Source organism: Microbacterium sp. Root1433D1, from assembly GCF_001426835.1.
Taxonomy (GTDB): domain Bacteria; phylum Actinomycetota; class Actinomycetes; order Actinomycetales; family Microbacteriaceae; genus Microbacterium; species Microbacterium maritypicum.
In genome coordinates this window covers 935139-959335 of sequence record NZ_LMFN01000003.1, presented here as the reverse complement: position 1 = coordinate 959335, position 24197 = coordinate 935139, and the positions used below count along the sequence as shown (strand labels likewise).

Sequence of the window (24197 nt, the reverse complement as noted above, 5' to 3'; positions counted from 1 at the left end):
GGCGGCCGCCGACTCGCGCGGCTAGAGCCCGAGAGCGTGGGCGGCGGCCTGTGCGCGCGCGACGAGCTCTGCCCGCTGCTCCGCGACCCGGACCGGGGCGGTACCGCCGACGCCGGTCCGGGACGCGACCGATCCCTCGATCGTGAGGACTTCACGCACCTCGGGCACGAGATGCGGAGACACCGAGAGCAGCAGTTCGTCGGAGGCGTCCTCCAGACCGATCCCCTGCTCCTCGCATGCACGCACGAGCGCGCCCGAGATCTCATGGGCGTCGCGGAACGGCACCCGACGCTTCACCAGCCACTCCGCGACGTCGGTCGCGAGGGAGAAGCCCTGCGGTGCCAGCGCCGCCATGCGCTCGGTGTCGAAACGCAGCGTCGCGATCATGCCTGCGAAAGCGGGGAGCACGACCTCGAGCGTCTGCACCGAATCGAACACCGGCTCCTTGTCCTCCTGCAGATCGCGGTTGTACGCGAGCGGGAGGCCCTTGAGGGTGGCCAGCAGCCCCGAGAGGTTGCCGATGAGGCGCCCGGACTTGCCCCGCGCGAGCTCCGCGATATCGGGGTTCTTCTTCTGCGGCATGATGCTCGACCCGGTCGAGTAGCCGTCGTCGAGAGTGACGAAGCCGAACTCGCGGGTGTTCCAGAGGATGATCTCCTCGGACAGGCGCGAGATGTCGACGCCGGTCATCGCCGTGATGAAGGCGAACTCCGCCACCACATCGCGGGCGGCGGTGCCGTCGAGCGAGTTCTCGGCGGGGCGGTCGAGGCCCAGCTCGGTCGCCACGAGTGCGGGATCGAGGCCGAGCGTGGAACCCGCCAGCGCTCCCCCGCCGTAGGGCGAGACACCGGCGCGGCGACGCCAGTCCACGAGCCTCTCGAGTTCGCGCACCAGCGGCCAACCGTGTGCCTGGAGGTGGTGGGCGAGCAGCACCGGCTGCGCATGCTGCAGGTGAGTGCGTCCGGGGAGGATCGCTCCCGGGTGCGCCTCGGCCTGGGCGACCAGCGCATCGATCACCCGCAGGATGTCGCGGGCGATCACGCGCGCGTGGTCGATCAGATACATGCGCACGAGAGTGGCGATCTGGTCGTTGCGGCTGCGACCGGCACGCAGGCGCCCGCCCAGCTCCGGTCCCAGCTCGGCGATCAGCGCCTGCTCGAGTGCGCCGTGCACGTCCTCATCCGTCGGCACAGGGCGCAGGGTGCCGTCGGCGACCTTGCGCGCCACGGCATCCAGTCCCTCGTGCATCCGCTGCGCCTCATCGGGTTCGAGGTACCCGGCTGCGGCGAGCGCGGTGGCGTGAGCATGCGAACCGGCGATGTCGTACGGCGCGAGGATCCAGTCGAAATGCGTGGAGCGGCTCAGCTCCACCAGCTCGGGCGAGGGGCCCGTGGCGAAGCGGGCGCCCCAGAGCGCGCCCTCGTTGGTTCCTTTGTGCGTCGAATCGCTCATCACGCGTCCTTCTTGCCGAGAAGCCAGACCAGGAGCGCCTTCTGCGCGTGCAGCCGGTTCTCCGCCTCGTCCCACACCACGCTCTGCGGACCGTCGATCACGCTGGAGTCGACCTCGTAGCCGCGGTCGGCGGGGAGGCAGTGGATGAAGATCGCCTCGGGGTCCGCCAGGGCCATCGTCTCGGGGGTGACCTTGTAGCCGCCCAGATCGCGGATGCGCGCGATCTTCTCCTCTTCCTTGCCCATCGAGACCCAGGTGTCGGTCACGACGACGTCGGCACCGGCCGCAGCCTCGACCGGGTCGGTGTAGAGGGTGATCGAACCACCGGTCTCGGCGGCACGGCGATCGGCCGCCTCGATGACATCGGCGCGAGGGGCGTAGTCCTCCGGTGAGGCGATCCGCACGTGCATTCCCGCCGTGACCCCGGCGAGGGCGTACGAGTGCGCCATGTTGCTCTGCCCATCACCGAGGAAGGTGAGCGTGAGCCCCTTCAGGTCGCCCTTGTGCTCACGGATGGTGAGCAGGTCGGCGAGCAGCTGGCAGGGGTGGAAGTCGTCGGAGAGCGCGTTGATGACCGGCACCCGAGTGCCTTCGGCCATCTCCTCGAGCCCGGACTGCGCGTAGGTGCGCCACACGATGGCGGCGACCTGGCGCTCGAGCACGCGTGCGGTGTCGGACGGCGTCTCCTTGCCGCCGAGCTGGCTGCTCGCGGTCGAGATGATCAGGGGCGAACCGCCGAGATCGGCGATCCCCACCGCGAACGAGACGCGGGTACGCGTGGAGGACTTGTCGAAGATGACCGCGACCGTCTGGGGACCGGCGAGGCTCTTGTCGGCCCACCGATCCTTCTTCAGCTCGATGGCGAGATCGAGGATCTCGGCCTGCTCGGCGGGGGTCAGATCGTCGTCACGCAGCAGGTGGCGGGTCATGCGGATACCTTTCCGGCAACAGAGGCCTGGATGTCGGCGAGAGCGGCCGTGAACAGCTCGCGGAACTCGGCGAGCTCGGTGTCGCCGATCGTGAGGGCCGGCGCGATGCGGACCGTCTCGGGATTGGCGGCGTTGACGATGAGGCCGCGCTCCTGGGCGGCCGCGACGACCGCACCGGCGACCGGGGCGGTCAGAGCCACACCGACCAGCAGACCGCGTCCGCGCACACCCTCGATCAGAGGCGAGTCGATGCCGAGGATCATGTCGCGCAGCTCGACGCCGCGCTTCGCGGCGTTCTCGACCAGTCCGGCACTCTCGATCTCGGCGAGCACCGCGTCGGCGACAGCGGTCGCGAGCGGATTCCCCCCGAAGGTGGAGCCGTGCGATCCGGGCGTGAAGAGGGCACTGGCGGCGCCGAACGTGACCAGCGCGCCGATCGGGAAGCCGCCGCCGATGCCCTTCGCGAGAGTGATCGCGTCGGGAGTGATGCCCTCGTGGCTGAACCCGAACCACGCGCCCGTGCGACCGGCGCCGGTCTGGATCTCGTCCACGATCAGCAGTGCACCGTGAGCGAGGGACAGCGAGCGCGCGGCGGCGAGGTACCCCTCCGGCAGCTCGACGACTCCGGCCTCGCCCTGGATGGGTTCGACGATGAGGGCCGCGACGCGGTCGTCCATCGCCGCTTCGAGGGCCTCGATCGTGGCCGGGATGTGCTCGACACCGGCCGGCATCGGCTCGAACGGCGCACGCATCGACGCCTTCGCAGTGAGCGCGAGCGACCCCATGGTGCGACCGTGGAAGCCGTTGTCGAGCGCGAGGATGCGCGGCCGCTCGGTGCCGCCGTGCAGCCGGGCGAGCTTGAAAGCGGCTTCGTTGGCCTCGGCGCCCGAGTTCGAGAAGAACACCCTGCCGTCGATGCCGGCCCCCGCGAGACGCTTGAGCCGTGCGGCCAGGGCGAGCTGGGGCGGGGTGGCGAAGTAGTTGGACACATGGGCGAGCGTGGCCGCCTGGGTCGAGACCGCCTTCACGAAGGCTGGGTGCGCGTGTCCGAGAGAGGTCACGGCGATACCCGCCAGGAAGTCGAGGTGGCGTCGGCCGTCGGCATCCCACAGGTAAGAGCCCTCGCCGCGGACCAGCAGTGCGAGCCGCTCCCCTGCGTTGAGCACGAGATCGCGTGCCGCATCCTCCTGCCAGACGGTCATCCCGTCACCTCCGACTTCCCCAGGACCACTTCGGTCCCGATTCCCTTGCTGGTGAAAAGTTCGACGAGCACCGAATGCGGCACCCGCCCATCGATGATCGCTGCCGCGTCGACGCCGCCCTCGACCGCGTCGAGGCACGCCCGCATCTTCGGGATCATCCCCGACTCGAGCTTCGGCAGCATCTCGATGAGCGCTTCCGAGGTCAGGTGCGAGACGAGCGAGTCACGGTGGGGCCAGTCGGCATAGAGCCCCGGCACATCCGTGAGGATCACGAGCTTGCGCGCGTGCAACGACACCGCGAGGGCGGCGGCCGCGGCATCCGCGTTGACGTTGAGCGACTGACCGGGGTGGTCGAGGTCGGGCGCGATGCTCGACACCACCGGGATGCGCCCGGCTGCGAGGTGGTCGAGCACGGGGGTCGGATCGACCTCGACGACATCGCCGACGCGTCCGAGGTCGACCTCTTCCCCGTCGATCACGACACCGCGGCGGCGTCCGCCGAAGAGGCCGGCATCCTCACCGCTGAGACCTGTCGCGATCGGACCGTGCGAATTGATCTTGGAGACGAGCTGCGGGTTGACCTGGCCGGTGAGGACCATGCGCACGACGCTGATCGCCTCGGTGTTCGTGACGCGGTAGCCGCCCTTGAACTCACTGGGGATCTCGAGACGCTGCAGCATGTTCGAGATCTGCGGACCGCCGCCGTGCACGACCACCGGCATCACTCCGACATAGCGGAGGTAGGCGATGTCCTGCGCGAAGGCGTCTTGCAGCTCCTCCGACACCATCGCGTTCCCGCCGTACTTGATGACGACGATCTGGTCGCGGAACTTCTTCAGCCACGGCAGCGACTCGATGAGGGTGGTGGCCTTCTGCGCGGCGACCTCGGCCGGGGTGTCCTGGATGTCGGTCATGAGGCGTACGCGCTGTTCTCGTGCACGTAGTCATGGGTGAGGTCGTTGGTGAGGACGGTGGCCGTCGCCTCGCCGACCTTGAGGTCGATCACGAGGTGCGTCGCGCGCGGGGTGAGGTCGACCTCTTCGCGAGGACGGTCGGGACCGCCCTCGGTGCACACCCGGACGCCGTTCATCCAGACGTCCACGTCGTAGGGGTCGAACTGCGCGCTCGTGGTGCCGATCGCCGCGAGCACGCGTCCCCAGTTGGGGTCGTTGCCGAAGATCGCGGCCTTGAAGAGGTTGTTGCGCGCGACGGACCGGCCGACCTCGACGGCGTCCTGCTCCGACACCGCGTGCTGCACCTCGATCGTGATGTCGTGGCTCGCGCCCTCAGCATCGCCCTGCAGCTTGACCGCGAGCTCCTGGCACAGCTCGGTGAGCGCTGCGGCGAAGTCGTCGAGGTCCGGCACGACGTCGGATGCGCCGTTGGCGAGGAGGGTCACCTGATCGTTCGTCGACATGCAGCCGTCGGAGTCGAGGCGGTCGAACGTCCGGCCCGTCGCGCGGCGCAGCGCCTCGTCGGCCTGAAGCGGCTCGAGGATCGCATCGGTGGTGAGCACCACCAGCATCGTGGCGAGGCCGGGCGCGAGCATGCCCGCGCCCTTCGCCATGCCGCCGATCGTCCAGCCGTCGCGGCTGATGACCGCGGTCTTCGCGACCGTGTCGGTGGTCATGATGGCGTGCGCTGCGCTCTCGCCACCATCGGCGCTGAGCTCCGCGATCGCCTGCGCGGTTCCGGCGAGCACCCTGGCCCGGAACGTCTCATCCCCGGTGCCGATGAGACCGGTCGAGCAGATCAGCACGTCGCCGGCGCTCACGCCGAGGAGCTCGGCCGCCTTCTCGGCGGTCTGATGCGTGGTCTGGAACCCGAAGGATCCGGTGAAGCAGTTCGCCCCTCCGGAGTTGAGCACCACGGCCTCCACCACGCGGTCGGCGACGGCCTGCTGCGACCAGATGATCGGGTTGGCCTTGGCCCGGTTGCTCGTGAAGACGGCGGCGCCGACCTTGCGCGGTCCACGGTTGACGACCACGGCGACGTCCGGCTTGCCGGTCGACTTGAGCCCTGCGGCGACTCCGGCCGCTTCGAATCCTGCGGGGGCGGTGACGCTCACGGCGCGACTCCGTTCACTGAGAGGGCGCGGGCTTCGGGAAGCCCCAGCGCGATGTTCATGGATTGGATGGCTGCTCCCGCTGTGCCCTTGACGAGGTTATCGACGGCGGTGACCACGGTCACCCGGTTCGCGGCACGATCGATGGCGAGGCCGATCAACGCGGTGTTGGCGCCGAGCACGTCGGCCGTGCGCGGGAAGCGTCCCTCCGGGAGCAGGTGCACGAAGGTCTCGCCGGCGTAGGCGCTCTCCCAGGCGTCGCGGATCTGCGTGTCGGTCGCGCCATCGACGATCGGCGCGGTCGAGGTGGCGAGGATCCCCCGCGACATCGGCACCAGCACGGGGGTGAACGAGATCCGGATCCCGTCGGCGTCCGCGCCGGAAGCCGCGGCGAGCGCCTGACGGATCTCCGGGATATGCCGGTGCGTCCCGCCGACCGCGTAGGGGTTGGCGGTGCCGAGGATCTCGCTGCCGAGGAGGTTCGTCTTGAGGCTCTTCCCCGCTCCCGACGGGCCGACGGCGAGCACCGACACGATGTCCGAGGGGTCGATCACTCCGGCGGCGACGCCCGGAGCGAGGCTGAGGCTCACGGTCGAGGCGTTGCAGCCGGGGGCGGCGATGCGCGTCGCTCCCCGGAGGTGCTCGCGCTGCTTGGCCCCGCCGACGACGAGTTCCGGCACGCCATAGGTCCACGGATCGTGGAAGGCACCGCCGTAGAACGCATCCCATGCCGAAGCCGAGGTGAGCCGATGATCGGCCCCGGCATCGATCACGAGAGGGGCATCGCCCAGAGCGTCGGTGTACTGCCCCGACTGCCCATGCGGGAGCGCGAGGAACACGATGTCGTGGCCGGAGAGGATCTCCGGCGTCGTGTCCTGCAGGGTCAGGTGCGCGAGGGAGCGCAGGTGCGGCTGGTGGTCAACGAGAGGCTGTCCGGCGTTCGAATGCGCCGTGACGGTGCGGATCTCCACGTCGGGATGATCGGCCAGGAGGCGCAGAATCTCGCCGCCTGCGTAGCCGGATGCGCCGGAGACGGCGACGGAATACGTCATGCTTCTACCTTAACGGTCGGGCCCGCGAGGAAATCGGGGCCGGGGACGGGGCCGGAGGCGGCGACACCGGCACTCGACCGCCGTGCGGGCACAGGCAGGAGGGCGGGGTCGCCTACAGTCGGCGGCCGCGGCGTCGGCGCACAGCGATGACGCTCGGAGCGAGCGTCGAAGAAGCGGTGGCGGCCGAAGGCATGTCGCGACAGTAGCGCGGCCCCGGCGGCCACCGCAAATCCGCTCCGTCATCTGAGACGCTGCGGCCCCATCGGCGCGGCGAAGAACGCCAGCTCGTGGGCGCTCGACGCCTCGAACGCCCGGCGCATGCGTGCCCGTGTTCCGGGATCCGCCTGTGCCGCGGCGTCGGCGACGTAGGCGACCGCCGTCCGTGTGGCCTCCTCGAATGCCGGATCCGCGTACGTCGCGAGCCACGAGGCGTACGGATGCCCCGCAGCTCGCGCGTACTCCCCGAACTCCCCCGCGTGCAGGCGCCGCCCGAGATCGGTGTAGAGCCAGAAGCACGGGAGGACAGCGGCGATGATCTCCGCATAGTCGCCGCCGAACGCGACGGAGCGCAGATGGTCGAGGTATGCGGTCGTCGCGGGCGCCGGCTCTGCGGCGAAGGTGGCCGCACTCACGCCGTGCGAGGGGGTGAGCCATGAGGCGTGCAGCTCGAGTTCGCCCACGATGGAGCCGCGGGCGGAGTCCGCCCAGAAGGCCTGCTCGTCGGATGTCGGTGCCAGCCGGGCCGCCTCGGCGAGCACACGCGCGTACTCCCGCAGATACAGGGCGTCCTGTGCGAGGTAGAACAGGAACGGCGCGCGCTCCAGCGTCCCGGCGGCGAGCGCACGGATGAACGGCAGCTCCTCGATCCCCGTACGGATCGCGGCGATGCCCCGCCACCATTGCGTGGCGACGTCGCCCGCCGCGGGTCGGGTCTCGGCGCCCCCACGTTCCCAGAGTCCGGCGAAGTGGTTGATCGGCCCGTGTCCACGACCCACGCGCAGTGCGTCTCCTGCGCGCAGGGACTCGCGGAGCCAGTCCCGCGCGGCGCTGACGGCATCTCCGGGCTCTTCGCCACGAGCGAGCAGGGTCGCGAGCGCGGACGACAGCGAGCAGCCGGTGCCGTGCGTGTTCCGGGTCGGGATCCGGGGAGCGATGAACTCCTGGCGCAGCCCTCGCCGCGCATCGACCAGCGCATCGGGGGCCTCGTCGCCGGGAAGGTGGCCACCCTTGACGAGCACGGCTGCTCCCACCTCGGCGGAGAGCTGCTCGGCCGCGGAGATCGCGTCGTTCCAGTCGGCGAGGTCGCGCCCGGCGAGCACCGCCAGCTCGGCGAGGTTCGGGGTCACGAGCGTCGACAGTGCGAGGAGATCGCGCAGCGCCCGTTCGGCGTCCGGATCCAGCAGTCGGTCCCCCGAGGTCGCCACCATCACGGGATCGAGCACGACGACGGGCGGACGCACAGCGTCGAGCCAGGCTCCCACCGCGCGGATGACGTCGGCGTCGGCCAGCATCCCGATCTTCACGGCATCGATCACGATGTCGTCCGAGACCGCGTCGAGCTGCGCGCGGAGGAACTCCACGGGCGGAACGTGCACCGCTCGCACTCCCCGCGTGTTCTGCGCGGTCAGCGCCGTGAGCACGGCCATGCCGTATCCGCCGTTGGCGGCGATGGACTTGAGGTCGGCCTGGACGCCCGCGCCTCCCGAGGGGTCGCTTCCGGCGATGCTGAGCACCCTCGGGACGGAGCCGCTGAGCCAGCGTCGCCGGAACTGCCGGGCGGTGGTGGCGGGATCGTCGGCGGCACACAGCGCCGAGACCACGGCGAGCCCGGCCGCACCGGCCTCACGAAGGGCCTCGGTGTCATCCATGCCGACCCCGCCGATCGCCACGCACGGCAGCGCGCTTCGCGACACGAGGCCGCGAAAGCCCTCCACGCCGAGAGGGGCAGGGTGATCCGGTTTGGTGGTGGTCGGACGGATCACCCCGACGCCCAGGTAGTCGACCGTGCCGGAGGGCAGAGCCTCGACCGCGTCGAGGTGCGCCGGGCTGTTCGCGGTGAGGCCGATCAGAGCCTCCGGTCCGAGTACCTCGCGTGCACGCAGCACCGAGGCATCACCCTGTCCGAGATGCACGCCGTCGACCCGTGCGCCGCGCTCGCGAGCGGCCACGGCGGCATCCAACCGATCGTTCACGACCAGAAGAGCGCGGCCGTCGATCGCCTGCGACAGTGCCAGCAGCTGATCGACCGTCTCGGCGTCGGTCGCGTCCTTGTCACGAAGCTGCACGATGCGCACGCCGCCGTCGACCGCGCGGCGGACGGTCTCGACGACGCCACGGTCTCCGCAGAGGGCCGCGTCCGTGACGAGGTAGAGCGAGAGATCGGCGTTCACAGGGCACCGCCTTCGATGCGTGCGGCAGCTCGGATGTCGTCGGCGCCCACCGCGGCGAGCGCATCCAGCAGGGCGACGGCGAAGCTGCCGGGCCCTGCCGATACCGCTGCCGCTCGTTCCGCCGCGATCGTGTAGACCAGGCTCGCCGAGGCCACGGCGCTGAGCGCGTCATGCGTCGTCGCTCTGGCCGCTCCGAGGAAGGCGGCCATCACCGCACCGAGAGCGCAGCCTCCGCCGGTCACTCGGGTCAGCAGTTCGTGACCGTTGGACACGCGCAGCACCCGCTCCCCGTCGGTGATGAGGTCGACCGGCCCCGAGACCGCGACGACGCCGCCCGTGCTCCGAGCCAGCGAGAGGGCTGCATCGGCCGCGGAATCTGTGCTGTCGGTGGCATCTACCCCGCGACCGCCCGCGCTCAGCCCCGCGAGGGCCAGGATCTCGGAGGCGTTGCCGCGGATCGCGGTGGGGCGGTGCCCGACGAGCTGATGGGCGAGTGCGGTGCGAACCGGGAGCGCGCCGATCGCGACCGGGTCGAGCACCCAGGGCGTGCCGGACGCGACGGCACCGGCGACGGCCTCCAGAGTGGCCGCGCGCTGTTCGGGCGTGGGTGTCCCCAGGTTGATCAGCACCCCGGAGGCGATGCCGGCGAACATCCCCGCCTCATCGACGATGTCGACCATGGCGGGAGCGGCACCGAGAGCCAGCAGGACGTTGGCGGTGAACCCGGTGACGACCGCGTTGGTGATGCAGTGCGTCAACGGGGGCGCTTCTCGCAGCACCCCCAGCAGGGTCGCGGCATCGCCGGCGAGGTCGTGGGTGGTCTCAGGACGCAGAAGATCGCTCATCGCGACATCCCTTCGCTAGTACGAACTAGATCAGGTTCGACGGGTCTGTTCTCAGCCGCGGATTGCGGCACCCCGTGTCACTGCTCGCAGTCTAGCGATCGGCCAGCAGAGCCTTCTCCTGCGCCCGCGTGAGTCCGGCCCGGCGCTCCCTGTCCACGCCGCGCACCCGTTCGTCGGCGACGACGCGTCGAGCGGTGTCGGCGAGGGGGCGCAGGTGTCCCCCGCTGTCGTGGAATGCGCTGTTCGAGCGGGTCATGAAGCCGGACATCTCGGGAGGAAGCCACAGCGGAAGCGAGAGCGGACCTGCCCAGTGCGCGACGCCGTGTGCTCGCAGCCACTCCTCGTCGGCGACCACCGTCTCCCCGGTGTGCCCTGCCTCCTCGCGCACGGTCTGCAGCAGTTCGGCGAGGGGATGCTCGTCCCCGATCGCGTTGACCGCTCCGCTCCGCGTGGCGGCGACAATGTAGGCGGCCACGTCGTCGACGTCGATCACCTGCGCGCTGCGCCTCTCGAGCGGAGGCAGCAGCACGGGCTCCTCCCCGGCTCGGGAGAATGCCGCAGCCCAGTACCCGAAGCGGTCGCTGGGGTCGCCGTCCCCGACGATGAGTCCGGGTCGCACGATGAACGCGCGATCCCCCAGCATCGTGACGGCGTCTTCGGCCGCCGCCTTCTGCGGGCCGTACTCGTACTCGTCGCCGGGGCGGGCGGCAGGATGCCGCGGCGCCGATTCATCGGCGCCGACCGTGGCGTCATCGGCGTACACCGAGAGGGAGGACACGTACGTCCATCGCGCCGTGCGGTCTCCGAGAGCCTCGACCGCTGCCACGACGTGCGCGGCCTGAGAGGAGATGTCGACGACGTGATCCCAGTCCTTCCGCGCGAGCGCGGCGTAGATCCCAGGGTCGTCACGGTCGCCGGTCACGAGCACCGCTCCTGCCGGCGCGAGGCGCTCGCCCCGGGCCAGACATGTCACGGCCGCTCCGGACTCGAGCCATCTCCGGGCGATCCGCCCGGAAAGCCACCCCGTCCCGCCGAGGATCAGAACATTCGTCATGGCTCCATGCCACCAGCAACCGCTGCGAGAGGGAAGCCCTCTCCGCTCAGGGCAGAGGGCCCCCTCCGGGACAGCGCATCGCTCAGTCGCGGAGCGCTGCTCCGAATCGCTGCGCGGCGACGTCGACACCCGCGAGCTTGGCCGCGGTGGCCTCGGCCGCCGTCAGGGTGCGATCGTCGGCGCGGAATCGCAGAGCGAAGGTGAGGCTCTTGGAACCCTCCGGCACGCCGTCTCCGCGATAGTCGTCCACGAGACGCACCGATTCCAACAGCGCACCGGCTCCCTCGGCGAGGGCGGCCTGCACATCTGCGGCCGGAACTTCGGCGGGCAGTGTGAGCGAGACGTCCTGCGTGGCGGCGGGGAACGTCGACAGCGATGCGGCGACGACGCGACCACCGGCGAGCGACAGGATGCGGTCGAGATCGAGCTCGAACACGGTCGCACGCCCGGGGAGGTCGGCCCCTTCGGCCACGGCGGGGTGCAGCTCGCCGACGTAGCCGACCTCTTCGCCCGCGACCAGGAGCGATCCTGTGCGTCCGGGGTGGAGTGCCGCACGCTCGGCCTGCACGACGTCGATCTCGACGCCGGCCGCTGCCGCGATCACGCGGACGGCATCCAGCGCCTCGACGAGACCGGCGGCCTCGGCGGGGCGGCCGGGCTGGCGCGGGGCGACGTTACCGGTCAGCAGCGCCGAGATGAACCGGTGCTGCGGCGGGATGGAGGCGTTCAACTGCGCGAGGGTCTCGTCGGACGGACGCTCGCCCAGCGGCGGCACGTCTTCCGTGCCGTACTCCACTCCGGGCTCCGGCAGGAAGACGACACCCGTCTCGAAGATCGCGAGGTCGGTGAGACCCCGCGAGATGTTGCGGTGCGCGGTCTGCAGCAGGCCCGGGATGAGCGATCGACGCAGGTACGGAGCCTGCCCGTCGAGCGGGTTCGCCAGACGGATGCTCGGCAGGTGCGCGCCCGAGGCGGATCCGTGCAGGTCGTTCTGCACATCGGTGGTAAACGGGAATGACGGCGTCTCGACGAGCCCCGCTGCGGCCAACGCATCGGCCACCCGGCGGCGACCCTGCTGGTGCGCCGTGAGTCCGCGGCCGGACGGAGGCGTCGGCAGCACCGAGGGGATGCGGTCGAGCCCGTGGATGCGGGCGACCTCCTCTGCCAGCGTCCACTTGTCGGTGAGGTCGGGGCGCCAGGTCGGCGGGATCACGGTCCAGCCGGAACCCTCCTCCGACGCGGTGACATCGGCGCCGATGGTGGTCAGTGCGCCGGTGATCTCGTCGTCGGTGTAGTCGACGCCGATGAGCCCCTGTACGAAGCCGGCGGGAAGCTCGATCTCGCCGACGAAGACCTCGGCGAACAGTGCGCCACCCTCTTCGGTGAGCGTGCCTCCGGCGAGCTCGACCATGAGGTCGGCGGCACGGCGGGCGGCGACGAAGGGGATCAGCGGGTCGACGCCGCGCTCGAAGCGCTTGGATGCCTCGCTGGGCAGCTTGTGCCGGCGCGCCGACCGGGCGATGGTCGTCGGGTCGAAGTTCGCGGCCTCGATCAGCACGTTCCGCGTGGTGTCGCTCATCTCGGTCGTGCCACCGCCCATGACGCCGGCGAGGCCGATCGGGCCGGACTCGTCGGTGATGAGGAGGTCTTCGACGTGCAGCGTGCGCTCGACACCGTCGAGGGTGGTCATCTTCTCGCCGGGGTTCGCGCGACGAACGGTGATGCCGCCGGCGAGCTTGTCGAGGTCGTAGCCGTGCAGCGGCTGACCCAACTCGAGCATCACGTAGTTGGTGATGTCGATCAGCACGCCCAATGAGCGCATGCCCGCGAGGCTGAGCCGCGCGACCATCCACGGCGGCGTCGGACGCGAGGGGTCGACGCCCCGGACGACGCGCGTCACGAACTCGCTCGCGCCGATGTTCCCGCGCACGGGGGCGACGTCCTCGACGACGGTGGTGTGTCCGCTGCCAGGCTGCAGCTCGGCGAAATCACGCTCAGCGGGGTCGCGGAAGGTCGCCCCGGTGGCGTGCGAATACTCACGGGCGACGCCGCGCAGGGAGAAGGCGTAGCCGCGGTCGGGTGTGACGTTGATCTCCACCGCGACGTCGTCGAGACCGAGCAGCGCGATCGCGTCGGTGCCGACAGGCGCATCGATGCCGAGGTCCGAGAGCACGACGATGCCGTTGTGCTCATCCCCGAGGCCGAGCTCGCGGGCCGAGGCGATCATGCCGTCGGACACGTGACCGTAGGTCTTGCGCGCGGCGATCGGGAACGGACCGGGCAGCACGGCGCCGGGAAGCGTCACGACGACCTTGTCGCCGGCGACGAAGTTGTGCGCGCCGCAGACGATGCCGCGGATGCCACCGTGCTCTTCGCCGACATCGACCTGGCACCAGTTGATGGTCTTGCCGTTGGACTGCGGTTCGGCGTCGAGCGAGACGACCTGCCCGACGACCACGGGACCCGTGATGTCGAAGCGGTGCACGTCCTCTTCCTCGAAGCCGACGGTCACCAGCGCCGCGAGGACATCCTCGGGCGTGGCATCCGCTGCCAGATCGACGTACTCACGCAACCACGAAAGCGGGACGCGCATCACACCACCATCCCGTACTGCTCGCTGAATCGGACATCGCCCTCGGCCATGTCGCGCATGTCCTGGACGTCGCTGCGGAACATCAGTCCTCGCTCGATGCCCATGCCGAACGCGAAGCCGCTGTACACCTCGGGGTCGATCCCGGCGGCGCGCAGCACGTTCGGGTTGACCATGCCGCAGCCACCCCACTCGATCCAGCGCGCGCCGCCCTTGAAGGTCGGGTGCCACAGGTCGAGCTCGGCGGAGGGCTCGGTGAAGGGGAAGTAGTTGGTGCGGAAGCGTGTCTCAGCCTCGGGGCCGAAGAGCTGCTTGGCGAAGTGGTCGAGCGTGCCCTTGAGGTGTGCCATCGTGATGCCCTTGTCGATCACGAGACCCTCGAACTGGGTGAACACCGGAAGGTGCGTGGCGTCGAACTCGTCGGTGCGGTACACCCGCCCTGGGCACAGCACGTAGATCGGCACCTCGCGGTCGAGCATCGAGCGCACCTGCACGGGGCTCGTGTGCGTGCGCATCACGAGGTGGCGCGAGGTCGGGTCGACGTAGAACGTGTCCTGCTCCTGACGGGCAGGGTGGTCGACGTCGAAGTTCAGGGCATCGAAGTTGAACCACTCGTGCTCGAGCTCCGGCCCCTCCGCGATCTCCCAGCCCATGCCGACGAAGATGTCGCAGACCTGGTCCTGCAGGAGGGTGAGCGGGTGGCGCGCGCCGGCCCGCGTGCGCGAGGGCACGGCGGTGATGTCGACACGCTCGGCCTCGAGTCGCGCGGCGACCTCGGCCTCGGCGAGCTCGGCCTCCTTCGCGGCCAGCGCCTGGGTCACCTGCCCTCTCCCCTGACCCACGAGCTTGCCGAACGCGGCCTTGTTCTCGGGGGCGACCTGGCGCATCGAGGCGTTCAGGACCGCGAGCGGCGATCCGTCGGCGACGTGTGCGGCGCGAGCCGCTTTCAGCTCGGCGGTGTCGGCGGCTGCGGCGATCGCCGTGAGGGCGTCGGCGACAGCGGCTTCGACCGCTTCCGGGGTGATTTCAGGAGACTCTGACACGAGAATCGAGTCTACCGGGGGCTCGTGGGTCCCTTTCGCGGATCAACGCGTCTTCTCGGACCCGTCTCCCTGCAGGACGATGAGCGAGGTGTTCGTCTCGCCGCCGTGCTGACGGGGATCCTGCACCGCCGGCCCGGCTTTCGGCGAGCGCTTGGCCCGACGCTGCAGGCGGTAGGCGATGTAGGACAGCAGCAGACACACGGCCACGTACATCGATCCGCCGACGATCGCCGCGGGGATCAGCGGCGACCCGTAGGGCGCCTGGTTGCCGATCTGGTTGATGACGTAGAGGAGCTCCTGGTACGTGATGATGAACCCGAGCGCGGTGTCCTTCAGCGCGACGACGAGCTGCGCGATGATCACCGGCATCATCGCTCGCACGGCCTGCGGGATCAGGATGAAGTACATCACCCCGGTCTTTCGCAGTCCGATCGCGTAGCCGGCTTCCTTCTGCCCACGGGGCAGCGACTCGATGCCGGCACGCAGCACCTCGGCGAGCACGGAGCCGTTGTAGACGATCAGGGCGATCACGACGGCCCAGTACGGCGGCATCTTCACACCGATCACGGGGAGGCCGTAGTACAGCAGCATCATCAGGATGAGCACGGGCACCGCTCGCAGCACCTCGATGATCCACCGGACGGGCTCACGCACCCAGGCGTGCTCCGACAGGCGCCCGATGCCGAGCAGGAAGCCGAGGGCGATAGATCCGACACCGGCGACCGCGAATGCGGCCAGCGTGGCCACCAATCCCTCGCCGAACCGGACCCAGACCGCGGAGAAGGTGAAGATGTTCCACTTCTCCGCAGAGAACTGTCCCGTGGCGAAGAGTCTCCACACGACCCAGCCGAGCACGGCGAGGACGACGAGGACCGTTGCGGCTCCGATGAGCCGGTTGCGGACGACGGCACGAGGGCCGGGGACGTCGAAAAGGACGGAACTCATCGCGCGATCCTCCACTTGTTCTCGAGAACGCGCTGCACCCAGGCGAGCAGCAGCACCAGCACCACGAACAGGACCATGACCCACAGCAGGACGACGAGGGCGTTCTCCCCGCGCTCGCTGAGCGCCGCGCGGATGGTGCCGAGGTTGACGACGGAGAACCCCGCCGCCACCGTGGTGTTCTTCATGAGTGCGATGAGCACGCTCATCATGGGCGGGACGACCGAGCGCGTCGCCTGCGGCAGCACCACGTAGCGCATGACCTGTCCGAAGTTCAGGCCGATCGCACGCGCGGCCTCGGCCTGTCCGACCGGCACCGTGTTGATGCCGGCGCGCAGCGCCTCGGCGACGTAGGTCGCGGTGTAGAGCCCGAGGGCGATCACGGCCAGCAGGAGGGAGTTCACCCGCTCCCCCAGCAGGATGGGGAGGCAGAACGCGAAGAAGAACATGACGAGGGTGAGCGGCGTGTTGCGGATCCAGTTCACATAGATGCCGCCGACGGCTCGTGCGATCGGAACCGGCGATACTCTCGCGGCCCCGACGATGAGTCCGAGAACCAGCGCGATGATGCCACCGCCCAGGAACAGCACGATGGTTCCCCACAGTGCCTCTCCCCAGAGGTCGAGGTGGTCGGTGATGACTCCCACAGCTGCTCCTGTCGATTCGAGTTCTCGGATGTTCCTGCCGATGAGCGGGGCGGTCGAACCTGTCGACCGCCCCGCAGGAATCAGCCGATCGGGTCGACCTCGGGCTGCGTCGCCTTGACGCCGGAGGCACCCAGGTTGTTGTCGAAGATCTGCTGCCAGATCTTCGCGCCGTCGGTCAGCTGCGTGTTGAAGTACTCGACCAGTGCGTCATCGCCCTTGGCGAGTCCGATGCCGTAGCGCTCCTCGCTGAACGGCTCCCCGACGACCTTCAGCTTGTCCGGGTCCTGGGCCGCGTAGCCGATGAGGATCGCCTCGTCGGTCGTGACGGCATCCACCTGACCGTTCTTCAGGTCCTCGACGCACTTCGAGTACGTGTCGTACTCCTTGGTCGGCACGTCGGGGTAGTTCGTCTTGATGTTCTGGATCGGCGTCGATCCGGTCGCCGAGCAGACCGTCGTCTCGGCACTCAGGTCGTCGACGCTCTTGATGTCGCTGTCGGCGCCGACGAGGAGGCCCTGACCGGTGACGAAGTAGGGACCGGCGAAGGAGATCTGCTCCTTGCGCTTGTCGGTGATCGAGTAGGTGCCGACGTAGTAGTCGATGTCGCCGTTCACGATGGCCTGCTCGCGGTTCGCGGAGGCGATCGCCTGGAACTCGATCTTCTCCGGGTCGACGCCGAGCGATGCCGCCATCCAGCGGGCGATGTCGACGTCGAATCCGGTGCGGTCGCCCGTCACCGGGTCGAGGTAGCCGAGGCCCGGCTGGTCCTCCTTGACGCCGACCTTGATCGTGCCGGAAGACTCGATCCGGTCGAACGTCGGGCTGCCGTCGATGCTGACGTCGGTCAGGACGGTCCACGGGGTGCTGCTGGAGGCCTCGCCCTCGTCGCCGCCCTCCGGAGCTCCTGTGCTGGACGGCGTACCGCTGTTGCAGGCGGTGAGCGCCAGCAGCGCGGCCGCTGCGATTCCGATACCTGCCAGTGTCCGTGTGCGTCGCATGTGCGTCTCCTTCGTGTGCTGTGTGTGCAGGGTCTGTGTGGTCGGTGCGTGGACGTCAGTGCGTGAGGAGCTTCGAGAGGAAGTCCTTGGCGCGATCGCTCTTCGGATGCGTGAAGAACTCCTCGGGAGTCGCCTCCTCCACGATCCGTCCGTCGGCCATGAAGACCACGCGGTCGGCGGCCTTGCGGGCGAAGCCCATCTCGTGGGTGACGACGATCATTGTCATTCCGTCGTGCGCCAGCTCGACCATGACGTCGAGGACCTCGTTGATCATCTCGGGGTCGAGGGCGCTGGTGGGCTCGTCGAACAGCATCACCTTGGGCTGCATCGCGAGAGCGCGGGCGATCGCCACGCGCTGCTGCTGGCCGCCGGAGAGCTGGGCGGGGAGCTTGTTCGCCTGCTGGGCGACGCCGACGCGCTCGAGCAGCATCATCGCCTCCTTCTCGGCGTCGGCCTTCTTGATGCCGCGGACCTTGATCGGGCCGAGTGTCACGTTCTCGAGGATCGTGAGGTGGGCGAAGAGGTTGAAGGACTGGAAGACCATGCCGACGTCCGCCCGCAGATGCGCCAGGCCCTTGCCCTCGGCCGGGAGCTCCTTGCCGTCGATGCTGATGCTGCCGCTCGTGATCGTCTCGAGACGATTGATCGTGCGGCAGAGCGTCGACTTGCCGGAGCCGGACGGGCCGATCACGACCACGACCTCCCCCGAGTTGACGGTCAGGTCGATGTCGGTGAGCGCCTGGAAATCGCCGTAGTGCTTCTGGACGTTCTCGACCACGACGAGCGGGGTATCAGAGGTCATCATTTCTCCAAACTAGCCACGTCGGACGCGGGTCTCCAGGCACCTCGGTGAGATTTACACGTTCGTAATCACCTGATCGCGGCACCAATGCAGCTGTGCATGGGTACCCCGCGGCCCGCCCCCACGGGCCGCGGAATCGTCCTGCTGCAGCACCCCAAAGACAGTTGAGCAGCAGGCGACGATCGTTCACGATCGACCTCACAATGACAGAGGGTGGACCCCGGTGTCAGACTTCTTGAGGATTTCTTGAGCAGTCAGCCGCGCAGGTCCCGGTAGTAGTCCACGGCCCCGGGGTGCAGAGGGACGGGACCGGTGAAGATCGCCGAACGACGGTCCAGCAACGCCGCGGTGGGCACCTCCCCCGCGATGCGCAGACGCGCGTCGAACAGCCCGGCGAGCACGTCGCGCACGACGGCGTCAGGGGTCGCGGCTGCCGTGACGAGATAGTTGGGCACCGCCATCGTCGGCGCGGAATCCACGAGGCCGTAGGTCCCGGCCGGGACATCTGCCGGACGGTAGGCGTGCGAGTACCGCTCGTTCACCTCGTTGACCCACTCCTGCTCGATCGGGAGCAGGCGAACCGGCGACCTCTCGGAGAGCTCCGCCACTCCAGGGGTCGGCAATCCGCCCACCCAGAAGAACCCGTCGATCTCCCCGCGCTCCATCGCGCCGATCGACTCGCTGAGGTCGAGCTGAGGGTTGCGGACAGACCCGAGATCGACGCCGGCCGCATCCAGCACGCGGGCGGCGATCACGTTCACCCCGGAGTTCTCCGCGCCGAGCGAGATCGTGCGGCCGGCGAGATCGCCGACGTCGTCGATCTCGGAGTCTCCCCGCACCACGACCTGCACGTATTCGTCGTAGAGCCGAGCGAGGGCCTGCACCTCCAGCGGCGCGTCGAAGGCCCCGGTGCCGGCCACCGCATCGGCGGCCGCATCACCCTGCGCGAACCCGATCAGGGCCTCCCCCGAGCTGACCCGCAGCAGATTGTCGACGGATCCTGCTGTCTCCTGCGCACCCATCCTGATATCCAGCGATGCGGACAGCTCTTCGGCCAGGTGACTCCCGTAGTCGTAGTAGACGCCGGTCGACCCGCCACTGGCGATCGCGTACTCCGCATCCGTCCACTCGCTCGCACGGGGATTGCACGCGGTGAGCACCGCCAGGAGCGTGATCGCGAGCGCTCCGGCGACGAGCCGCCGCGCGAGGGCCCTCACGGCGTCGTCCCGTCATGGAGCACGAGCGCGACGGCGAGGCCGCCGCCCTTCGCCGAGGCCACGGAGAGTTCCCCGCCGACCGTCGCGAGCAGGTCGCTCGCGATGGCGAGGCCGAGCCCGGATCCGGGAGTGTCTCCGCTCTCGGCGCTGCGCCAGAACCGGTCTGTCGCCGCTGCCGCCTCCTCCGCGGTCAGACCGGGACCGTGATCGCGGACGGTGATCCGGCAGAGCCGGCCATCGCGTCGCGCACCGATCTCGATCTGCGCCCCCTCAGGGGAGAACTTCACCGCGTTGTCGATCACGGCATCCAGCGCACTCTCCACGATCGTCCGATCGGTCACGCTCATCACCGACGAGTCCCCCGTGGCGCGCAAGCCGACTCTGCGCTGTGCGGCGACGTCGCGCCACGCGTCGAGGCGCCGGGCGGCGAGGGTCGCGAGGTCGACAGCGGAGATGGCCGTATCCCCGCGTCCGCCGCGCGCGAGGCCTAGCAGCGTCTCGAGGATACGGGTCATCCGTCGCCCCTCCTCCCGCGTCTCCTCTACGTCGTGCTGCCACTGCGTCCCGAGTCCGGTCGCCAGATGCTCCACGCGCAGGAGGAGAGCGTTCAGGGGGTTGCGCAGCTCATGAGAGGCGTTGAGTGCGAACTCCTGCTGGCGCGTCATCACCCGTTCGATCTCGTCGGCCATCCCGTTGAACACCTGCGCCATGCGGCGCAGCTCCGGCGGACCGTCATCCGCCGCGACCCGCGCGTCCATCTCACCCCGCTCGATCGCGACCATCGCCTCATCGAGCCGGCGCACCGGCGACAGCACCCATCGAGCGAGGCGGAACACGAGGAGCACTCCGAGCGCGATGAGCACCAGCGCGATCGCGGAGATGAGGAGGAACTGCTGCAGGATCGCGGCACGCGGCGCTTCGACGTCACCGGTGACCAGCACGGCGCCGATCACGTCCCCGTCGTCGAACACCGGCTCGGCCAGCGCCGCATCCGTGACGGTCCAGGGGAACACGACCGTTGGCTGCTCGGCCCGCCGCCCGGAGAGGGCCAGCCTGACCCTCTCGGCGTCTTCCTCAGGAAGGACCGCCGGGTCCTGCTCGCCTGCGGCCCACACGCTGCCGCCGAGATCGAAGACGGTGACCTCGATTCCGTAGACCTCACGGAAGCGCATCACCTCGGCATCGATCACCGCCGCGCTGCCGGATCGCAGAGCCTGACGCGCGCTCGTGGCGAAGTACCCGAGGTCGCCGAGCTGCTGCGTGTAGAACGCCTGCTGCACGCCGTGGGCGGCGCTCCATCCCGCAGCCCCGCCGAGCGCGGCCAGGATGGCGACGAGCGGTACGAGGAAGACGATGATCAGACGGCGCCGCATGCGTCACGACCCCGCAAGCCGATATCCGACGCCACGCACGGTCTCGATGACCCCGCGGACTCCGGTCTTCTTCCTGATCGCGCCGACGTGCACCTCGAGGGAGTGCCCGAACCCTCGCCAGTCGGTGTTCCACACCTCGCGGATCAGGCGCTCCTTCGGCACAGCCACCCCCGGGTATCGGGCGAGGACCGCGACGATGTCGAACTCCTTGCGCGTGAGGTCGATCGGTGTGCCGTCGACGAGGACCTGCCGTGCGACGAGGTCGATCTCCACATCACCGTCATGCAGCAGCACACGGGCATCGGCCTCGGGTCGCATCGGTCGTGTTCTTCTGGTCACGGCTTCGATCCGGGCCAGGAGCTCGTGCACGTCATAGGGCTTGACCACGAAATCGTCGGCTCCGGCCCGCAGTCCTTTGATGCGCTCGGCGACCTGATTGCGCGCGGTCACGATGACGATCGGAACCTCCGAGCGGCCACGGATGCGACGGCACAGGTCGACACCGTCGATGTCGGGAAGCCCGAGATCGAGCAGGACGACCTCGGTGTCCGCACCCAGCAGGTCCAGAGCTGCCGCTCCGTCCGCCGCGCGCACGGTCGCGTATCCCGACCGAGCGAGGAACGCCTCGAGCGCGCCGGCGACGCGGTCGTCGTCCTCGACGATCAGAATCCTCATCGACTCCGTCTCCTGCTTCCTTCGGGGCCGAGAACTCAGCCGGCGGACGTCGCCCGCTGTGCGAAGGCGCTCTCGTAGAGGCACACGCTGGCGGCCGTCGCCAGGTTGAGGGATTCGGCACGGCCGAAGATGGGCAGCTTGAGCACCTGGTCCGCGAGCGCGAGCGCCTCGTCTTCGAGCCCGCGCGCCTCGTTGCCGAAGAGCCATGCGGTGGGCTCTTCGAGCACGCCCTCGGCGCGTGCCTTCAGCAGATCGTCGCCCTTCACATCGGCCGCGAGGATGCGCAGACCTGCGGCATGGGCGCGCGTGACGACATCGGCCAGGTCTCCCCCGACCGACACCGGCAGGTGGAAGAGCGACCCTGTCGTGGCGCGCACGACCTTCGGGTTGTACGGATCGACCGTGCGGCCGGTGAGCACGACGGCATCCGCACCGGCGGCGTCGGCAGCCCGGATGATCGTGCCGAGGTTCCCGGGGTCCCGCACCTCCTCGCAGATGGCCACCAGCCGTGGCGAGGAGTCGAAGATGTCGCGCACGGAAGTCGGTGTCTGCTGCACCACCGCGACCAGCCCCTGCGGGGTGACGGTGTCGGCCATCGCGTTGAGGACGTACTCGGTCACGTATTCGACATCGACCTCGGCCTCGGCGGCCTTCGCACGGATGTCGGGGTGCCTCTCCCAGCCGTTCGGCGTCGCGAACAGCTCGACGATCGCCTCGGGACGGTAGGTGAGCGCCTCGCGGACGGACTGCGGACCTTCCAGAAGGAACAGGCCCGTCTCGGTTCTCGCGCTGCGCTTGGTCAGCTTCGCGACGGCTCGGACTCGGGGCGAACGGGGGTTCTCCAGCACGATCACAGTCTAGAGAACGCGCGGCTGGTTCCCGCACCATCGGGATAGGGTGCCGGGATGAGCGACAGCCCCACGGTGAACAGCACTCGCCGACGGATCACCCTCGCCGTCGTCGCCGCCGTCACGGTAGGGATCGGTCTCGTCGTTCACCTCGGTGTGAGCGGGATGATCGGCGACATCGTGGGCGATGCCCTGTACGCCGTGCTCATCTACCTGCTCGTCGCGTTCCTCGCCCCGCGCCGGCCTCGTCCCGCGATCGCGGTCGTGGCATTCGTGTTCTGCGCCGCCGTCGAACTGCTCCAGCTCACCGGGCTTCCCCGCGAGTGGGCAGCCCGGTTCCCGCCGATCCGTCTCGTCCTCGGCTCGGGCTTCGATGTCCGCGACCTCGCGGTGTACGCCGGCGCGGTCGCCGTGGCGGCCCTCGTCGACGTGGTCGTCACCCGCGCATCCGCCGGTTCCGAGCCAACGAACGCCACAGGGCGCCCTCCCGAAGGAGAGCGCCCTGTGTGAAGAGATGCTTACGCAGCCGACTTCGGTGCGTTGACGTCGGAGGGCAGAGCCTTCTTCGCCGTCTCGACCAGCGTCGTGAAGGTCGCCGCGTCGTTGACCGCGAGGTCGGCGAGCATGCGACGGTCGACGGTAACACCCGCGAGGCCGAGGCCCTGGATGAAGCGGTTGTACGTCATGCCGTTCTGGCGAGCCGCAGCGTTGATGCGCTGGATCCACAGACGACGGAAGTCGCCCTTGCGCTTGCGACGGTCACGGTACGAGTAGACCAGCGAGTGGATGACCTGCTCTTTGGCCTTCCGGTACAGGCGCGAACGCTGTCCGCGGTAACCGGAGGCGCGCTCGAGGATGACCCGGCGCTTCTTGTGGGCGTTTACTGCCCGCTTGACTCTTGCCATTTTCCTGTGTTCCTATTCGTGCGTTCGGTGCGCGTCAGCGACCGAGAAGCTTCTTCGCGACCTTGGTGTCAGCCTTCGACAGCACCTGGTCCTGGTTCAGACGACGGGTGCGACGGCTCGACTTGTGCTCGAGGTTGTGGCGCATCCCGGCCTGCTGCTTCTTCAGCTTTCCGCTGCCGGTGATCTTGAAGCGCTTCTTAGCACCCGAGTGGGTCTTCTGCTTCGGCATCTTCTCTTCCTTCGTATGGCGCCTTCTCAGGCGACGGTGTCAACCCGCGGTGCGGGAGTTCTGGGGGCGGGGATCACTCCGCCGGAGCTGCGGCTGCGGGCGAATCGCTCTTCGCGTCGCGCGCCGCCTGCTTCTTGTCGGCACGCTGAGCATCGCGCACGGCGTTCTGCTCCTGCTTCGCCTCGGACTTGCTCTTGAGCGGAGCCACGACCATCACCATGTTGCGACCGTCGATGGTCGGGTTCGACTCGACGGTGCCGAACTCGGCGACGTCTTCAGCGAACTTGCGCAGCAGGCGGACGCCCTGCTCGGGACGCGACTGCTCGCGACCGCGGAACAGGATCATGGCCTTGACCTTGTCGCCGGCCTTGAGGAAGCCCTCGGCGCGCTTGAGCTTGGTCGTGTAGTCGTGCGCCTCGATCTTCAGACGGAAACGGACTTCCTTGAGGATCGTGTTCGCCTGGTTGCGGCGAGCTTCCTTTTCCTTCTGGGCGGCCTCGTACTTGAACTTGCCGTAGTCCATGATCTTGACGACGGGCGGCTTCGAGTTGGGGGCGACCTCGACGAGGTCGAGATCGGCTTCCTGCGCGAGGCGCAGCGCGGCCTCGATGCGGACAACGCCGATCTGCTCACCCGCGGGGCCGACGAGGCGGACCTCGGGGACGCGGATGCGCTCATTGGTACGGGGATCGCTGATGCGGAACTCCTTAGACGATGTGATTCGGCCACCGCGATGCTGTCTGCATCACGGGCGAAATCGGAATCGTCCCCGCCCACCGGCATTCAGACGCCGGCTCCGCACCCTTCCTGCCGGGTCCGTCTTGCGAACGGAGCCGGTGGAGTGCAAGACCCGGTAGCCTTGAACGGCAAGCGCGGGTGGGAAGTGAATCCTCTTTCGATCCGGAGCATGACGCTCCGGAGCCCGCCAAAGTCTAACAG

General features: G+C 69.1%; 23 protein-coding genes and 1 riboswitch. Of the genes, 1 reads left to right on the top strand and 22 read right to left on the bottom strand.

From position 1 onward, the window contains the following. Positions 1-21: 21 nt before the first annotated feature. The 19 genes from argH to ASD13_RS15495 all read right to left on the bottom strand — a co-directional run bounded on the left by argH (position 22) and on the right by ASD13_RS15495 (position 22124). Positions 22-1452 (bottom strand): argininosuccinate lyase, encoded by a 1431-nt coding sequence (argH, locus tag ASD13_RS15585; RefSeq protein WP_055871075.1) that lies wholly within the window; start codon positions 1450-1452, stop codon positions 22-24. Beyond that, on the bottom strand, positions 1452-2381 hold the full coding sequence (argF, locus tag ASD13_RS15580) for an ornithine carbamoyltransferase (RefSeq protein WP_017828583.1): 930 nt from the start codon (positions 2379-2381) through the stop codon (positions 1452-1454). Before argF ends, argH begins: the two co-directional genes overlap by 1 nt. Beyond that, entirely contained in the window at positions 2378-3583 is a 1206-nt protein-coding gene (locus ASD13_RS15575; RefSeq protein WP_055871072.1) for an acetylornithine transaminase, read from the bottom strand. Before ASD13_RS15575 ends, argF begins: the two co-directional genes overlap by 4 nt. Beyond that, positions 3580-4497, bottom strand: a complete 918-nt coding sequence (gene argB, locus ASD13_RS15570; protein ID WP_017828581.1) for an acetylglutamate kinase — start codon at positions 4495-4497, stop codon at positions 3580-3582. Before argB ends, ASD13_RS15575 begins: the two co-directional genes overlap by 4 nt. Next, positions 4494-5651 carry a bifunctional glutamate N-acetyltransferase/amino-acid acetyltransferase ArgJ gene (argJ, locus tag ASD13_RS15565; protein WP_055871069.1) on the bottom strand — a complete coding sequence of 386 codons (1158 nt, stop codon included), beginning with the start codon at positions 5649-5651 and terminating at the stop codon, positions 4494-4496. Before argJ ends, argB begins: the two co-directional genes overlap by 4 nt. After that, a complete protein-coding gene (gene argC, locus ASD13_RS15560) occupies positions 5648-6700 on the bottom strand; it encodes an N-acetyl-gamma-glutamyl-phosphate reductase (protein ID WP_055871066.1) in 1053 nt (350 codons plus the stop codon). The genes argJ and argC overlap by 4 nt, the downstream gene beginning before the upstream one ends. Positions 6701-6939: 239 nt before the next feature. Continuing rightward, positions 6940-9090: a bifunctional hydroxymethylpyrimidine kinase/phosphomethylpyrimidine kinase gene (locus ASD13_RS15555; RefSeq protein ID WP_055871063.1), complete on the bottom strand. Its 2151-nt coding sequence runs from the start codon at positions 9088-9090 to the stop codon at positions 6940-6942. After that, positions 9087-9935 carry a hydroxyethylthiazole kinase gene (thiM, locus tag ASD13_RS15550; RefSeq protein ID WP_055871060.1) on the bottom strand — a complete coding sequence of 283 codons (849 nt, stop codon included), beginning with the start codon at positions 9933-9935 and terminating at the stop codon, positions 9087-9089. Before thiM ends, ASD13_RS15555 begins: the two co-directional genes overlap by 4 nt. Continuing rightward, positions 9926-10020: riboswitch (TPP riboswitch) on the bottom strand. (Overlaps the previous gene by 10 nt.) A gap of 6 nt (positions 10021-10026) precedes the next feature. Next, positions 10027-10989, bottom strand: coding sequence for an NAD-dependent epimerase/dehydratase family protein (locus ASD13_RS15545; protein WP_055871057.1), 963 nt, complete (start codon positions 10987-10989; stop codon positions 10027-10029). An 82-nt stretch (positions 10990-11071) separates the two neighbouring features. Continuing rightward, positions 11072-13582, bottom strand: a complete 2511-nt coding sequence (gene pheT, locus ASD13_RS15540; protein WP_055871055.1) for a phenylalanine--tRNA ligase subunit beta — start codon at positions 13580-13582, stop codon at positions 11072-11074. Further along, entirely contained in the window at positions 13582-14622 is a 1041-nt protein-coding gene (gene pheS / locus ASD13_RS15535; protein WP_055871052.1) for a phenylalanine--tRNA ligase subunit alpha, read from the bottom strand. Before pheS ends, pheT begins: the two co-directional genes overlap by 1 nt. A gap of 42 nt (positions 14623-14664) precedes the next feature. Then, on the bottom strand, positions 14665-15567 hold the full coding sequence (locus ASD13_RS15530; RefSeq protein ID WP_055871050.1) for an amino acid ABC transporter permease: 903 nt from the start codon (positions 15565-15567) through the stop codon (positions 14665-14667). Next, positions 15564-16211, bottom strand: coding sequence for an amino acid ABC transporter permease (locus ASD13_RS15525; RefSeq protein WP_055871047.1), 648 nt, complete (start codon positions 16209-16211; stop codon positions 15564-15566). The genes ASD13_RS15530 and ASD13_RS15525 overlap by 4 nt, the downstream gene beginning before the upstream one ends. 80 nt (positions 16212-16291) lie before the next feature. Then, the gene (locus ASD13_RS15520; protein ID WP_055871044.1) at positions 16292-17209 is read right to left on the bottom strand and encodes a glutamate ABC transporter substrate-binding protein; all 918 of its coding nucleotides are present in this window, start codon (positions 17207-17209) and stop codon (positions 16292-16294) included. 55 nt (positions 17210-17264) lie between these two features. Beyond that, a complete protein-coding gene (locus tag ASD13_RS15515) occupies positions 17265-18014 on the bottom strand; it encodes an amino acid ABC transporter ATP-binding protein (protein ID WP_017828570.1) in 750 nt (249 codons plus the stop codon). Positions 18015-18265: 251 nt separating this feature from the next. Continuing rightward, positions 18266-19228, bottom strand: a complete 963-nt coding sequence (locus ASD13_RS15510) for a TAXI family TRAP transporter solute-binding subunit (protein ID WP_055871041.1) — start codon at positions 19226-19228, stop codon at positions 18266-18268. Then, the gene (locus ASD13_RS15505; protein WP_055871039.1) at positions 19225-20601 is read right to left on the bottom strand and encodes a sensor histidine kinase; all 1377 of its coding nucleotides are present in this window, start codon (positions 20599-20601) and stop codon (positions 19225-19227) included. Before ASD13_RS15505 ends, ASD13_RS15510 begins: the two co-directional genes overlap by 4 nt. 3 nt (positions 20602-20604) lie before the next feature. Beyond that, positions 20605-21276 (bottom strand): response regulator transcription factor, encoded by a 672-nt coding sequence (locus ASD13_RS15500; RefSeq protein WP_055871036.1) that lies wholly within the window; start codon positions 21274-21276, stop codon positions 20605-20607. Between the two features lie 35 nt (positions 21277-21311). Continuing rightward, positions 21312-22124: a TrmH family RNA methyltransferase gene (locus tag ASD13_RS15495; RefSeq protein ID WP_055871257.1), complete on the bottom strand. Its 813-nt coding sequence runs from the start codon at positions 22122-22124 to the stop codon at positions 21312-21314. A gap of 57 nt (positions 22125-22181) precedes the next feature. On the opposite strand from ASD13_RS15495, the gene ASD13_RS15490 reads away from it, so the two are divergent. Beyond that, positions 22182-22634, top strand: a complete 453-nt coding sequence (locus tag ASD13_RS15490; RefSeq protein WP_082531531.1) for a ribosomal maturation YjgA family protein — start codon at positions 22182-22184, stop codon at positions 22632-22634. An 8-nt stretch (positions 22635-22642) separates the two neighbouring features. On the opposite strand, the gene rplT is transcribed toward ASD13_RS15490, so the two are convergent. The 3 genes from rplT to infC form a co-directional block, all read right to left on the bottom strand. Further along, positions 22643-23029, bottom strand: coding sequence for a 50S ribosomal protein L20 (gene rplT, locus ASD13_RS15485; protein ID WP_017202428.1), 387 nt, complete (start codon positions 23027-23029; stop codon positions 22643-22645). A gap of 34 nt (positions 23030-23063) precedes the next feature. Continuing rightward, positions 23064-23258, bottom strand: a complete 195-nt coding sequence (rpmI, locus tag ASD13_RS15480) for a 50S ribosomal protein L35 (RefSeq protein WP_017828564.1) — start codon at positions 23256-23258, stop codon at positions 23064-23066. A gap of 73 nt (positions 23259-23331) precedes the next feature. Then, complete coding sequence (infC, locus tag ASD13_RS15475; RefSeq protein WP_127482140.1) at positions 23332-23955, bottom strand: translation initiation factor IF-3; 624 nt, start codon at positions 23953-23955, stop codon at positions 23332-23334. Positions 23956-24197: the final 242 nt, after the last annotated feature.